The sequence below is a fragment of the Methylibium sp. genome (genome assembly GCF_013817365.1).
In the GTDB taxonomy this organism is placed as follows: domain Bacteria; phylum Pseudomonadota; class Gammaproteobacteria; order Burkholderiales; family Burkholderiaceae_C; genus Methylibium.
This window is the reverse complement of record NZ_JACDCU010000477.1, coordinates 1-2,964: the sequence shown is the minus strand read 5'-3', so window position 1 is coordinate 2,964 and position 2,964 is coordinate 1. Positions and strand designations below refer to the sequence as shown.

1 protein-coding gene is annotated in these 2,964 nt (G+C 67.9%); it reads left to right on the top strand.

Annotated elements, in window-relative coordinates:
* Positions 1-47 precede the first annotated feature (47 nt).
* Positions 48-2,489 (top strand): glycogen/starch/alpha-glucan phosphorylase, encoded by a 2,442-nt coding sequence (locus H0W38_RS20015; RefSeq protein WP_292457472.1) that lies wholly within the window; start codon positions 48-50, stop codon positions 2,487-2,489.
* Positions 2,490-2,964: the final 475 nt, after the last annotated feature.

The window sequence follows — 2,964 nt, the reverse complement described above, 5'->3', positions numbered from 1 at the left end:
GCGGTGCTCGCCGCGTGTGCCGCAAGCGCCGAAGGAGCGGGCCGCCGATGAAATTCGACCGCAGGAATCGCAGCGACCGCACCGCGTTGTCGGAGCTGAACTACCACTTGCTCACCACGGTGGGCGTGTCGCCGGAGGAGGCCACGCCGTCCGACCTGATGCGCGCCGTGGCGCACGAGGCGCGTCAGCAGCTGGCCGAGCGCTGGGTGCACACGCAGGCCGCCGAGCGCGCCGCCAAGGTGCGCCGCGTCTACTACCTGTCGATGGAGTTCCTCATCGGCCGCAGCCTCGGCAACGCGCTGGATGCGCTCGAGCTGCGCGACGACGCGGCCGCCGCCGTGCAGGACCATGCTCGCCGCCTCGAGGACGTGGAGGAACAGGAGCCCGACGCCGCCCTGGGCAATGGCGGCCTCGGCCGGCTGGCGGCGTGCTTCCTCGACTCGATGGCGACGCTGGCCTTGCCGTCCTTCGGCTACGGCATCCGCTACGAGTACGGCATGTTCGCCCAGGACATCCTCGACGGCCGGCAGGTCGAGCATCCCGATCCCTGGCTTGCCGACGGCACGCCGTGGGAGTTTCCGCGCGCCGGCATCAACGTGGCGGTGTGCTTCGGCGGCTGGGTCGAGCAGCGGGGCGAGGTGTCCGTCTGGCATCCGGCGGGTGAAGTTCGCGCCAAGGCCTGCGACATGGTGATCCCGGGCCACGGCACACGGCACGTCGGCACCTTGCGGCTGTGGAAGCCGGCGGCGCCGGCGCACATCGACCTGCGCGCCTTCAACAGCGGCGACTATGCCCGCGCGGCCGAGGTGAAGAACGAGTTCGAGAACATATCGTGGGTGCTGTACCCGAACGACAGCACGCCGGCCGGGCGCGAGCTGCGGCTGCGCCAGGAGTACTTCTTCGTCGCCGCTTCGGTGCACGACATCGTGTCGCGCCATCTGGCCGAGCACGGCGGCCTGGGCAATCTGGCCGACAAGGTGGCGATCCATCTGAACGACACCCACCCGGCCATCGCGGTGGCCGAACTCATGCGGCTCCTTCTGGACCAGCACGCTGTCGCCTGGGTCGATGCCTGGGCGCAGTGCCGCCGGGTGTTTTCGTACACCAATCACACGCTGATGCCCGAGGCGCTCGAGACCTGGCCGGTCGGACTGCTGCAGCAGGTGCTACCGCGCCACCTGCAGATCATCCTTCGCATCAACCATGACTTCCTGGTGGAGGCGGCTCACCACCGCCCGGGCGACGACGATTTCCTTCGCCGGGTGTCGCTGATCGAAGAAGCGGGTGAGCGCCGCGTGCGCATGGCGCACCTGTCGATCGTCGGCAGCCACAAGGTCAACGGCGTCTCGGCGCTGCATTCGACGCTGCTGGTCAAGACCATCTTCGCCGACTTCGCCAGCCTCTATCCCGAGCGCTTCACCAATGTGACCAACGGCGTGACGCCGCGCCGCTGGCTCGCGCAGGCGAACCCGGGCCTGGCCGCGCTGATCGACCGCAGCATCGGCAGCGGCTGGCGCCAGGAGCTCGACCGGCTGCGCGAACTCGAGCCGCTGGCCGACAACGCGGATTTCCGCGCCGCTTTCGCGCGCATCAAGCGCGCCAACAAGGAGCGGCTGGCCACCTGGATGGCGCGCGAGCTCGGCCTGACGGTCGACCCGGGCAGCTTGTTCGATGTGCAGGTCAAGCGCATCCACGAGTACAAGCGTCAGCTGCTCAACCTGCTGCACGTCGTCACGCGCTACCACGCCATCCTGCTCAATCCGCGAGCCGACTGGGTGCCTCGCACGGTGATCTTCGCCGGCAAGGCGGCGTCCTCGTACCACATGGCCAAGCAGATCATCCGGCTGATCCACGACGTCGGCGCCGTCGTCAACAACGACCCGCTGGTCGGTGATCGGCTCAAGGTGGTGTTCGTCCCGGATTACGGCGTGTCGATTGCCGAATGCATCATGCCGGCCGCCGACCTGTCCGAGCAGATCTCCACCGCCGGCACCGAAGCCTCAGGCACCGGCAACATGAAGCTCGCGCTGAACGGCGCGCTGACCATCGGCACCGAGGACGGCGCCAACATCGAGATCCGCGATCAGGTCGGCGACGCGAACATCTTCCTGTTCGGCCACAAGGCGCACGAGATCGCCGAACTCAACCGCGGCGGCTACCAGCCGCTGCGCCTCTACGAGGCCGATGCGCGGCTGAAGGCGGTGCTCGACGCGATCGCCAGCGGCCGGTTCTCACCGGAAGAGCCCGACCGCTACCGCGGCGTGGTCGACGCGCTGCTGTGGGGCGGCGACCACTACAAGCTTCTCGCCGACTACGATTCCTACCTGGTGGCACAGCAGCGCGTCGATGCTCTGTTCCGTGACGGTGAACGCTGGGTTCGGCATGCCATCGCCAATGTGGCCGGCATGGGGGCGTTCTCGTCCGATCGCAGCGTCGGCACCTACGCGTCGCAGATCTGGAACATGCAGCCTCGGGCGCCGCAGCCCTGAGCGGCTCCCCCCTGCCTGTTGTAGGCCGTGCCGGCGCCTCGCGCAGCAGGTGCTTCGGGGCCACTTCTGAACATGGGTGTCCTCGAAACCGACAGCCGCAGCTTGCTTCGGCTTCGCTTACCTGCTGGCGCTATCGCAGCCGAGGCAGCAAGGCATTGGCCAGCTCCCGAAAGACTCCGGGCGTGCCCTGGGCGGCCTGCGTTGCGCCGCCATCCTGACGGCCGAGGACTGAAGTGGGTGTCTTCCCGCCTGCCTCTGCGAGGCGGAGCGCCAACGAGCGCGCAACGTGATCGGAATCCCATGGTGAATCCATCGACGGCATCGTCACCGGCCGCATCCGCCGGTTGTTCGTAAGCGTGGCCTCAAGGCCCTCTTGACCGAGAAGCTGGGAGGGGACTACAGCAGGTCGCTTTCGCCGTCGTTGACCTCGTCGATGAACACGTCATTCGACCAAGCCAAGCCGATGGCCTTGTCC

Excerpts from the sequence above, each read along its gene's own strand:
- H0W38_RS20015 (WP_292457472.1), top strand. The coding sequence starts at position 48 with ATGAAATTCGACCGCAGGAATCGCAGCGACCGCACCGCGTTGTCGGAG.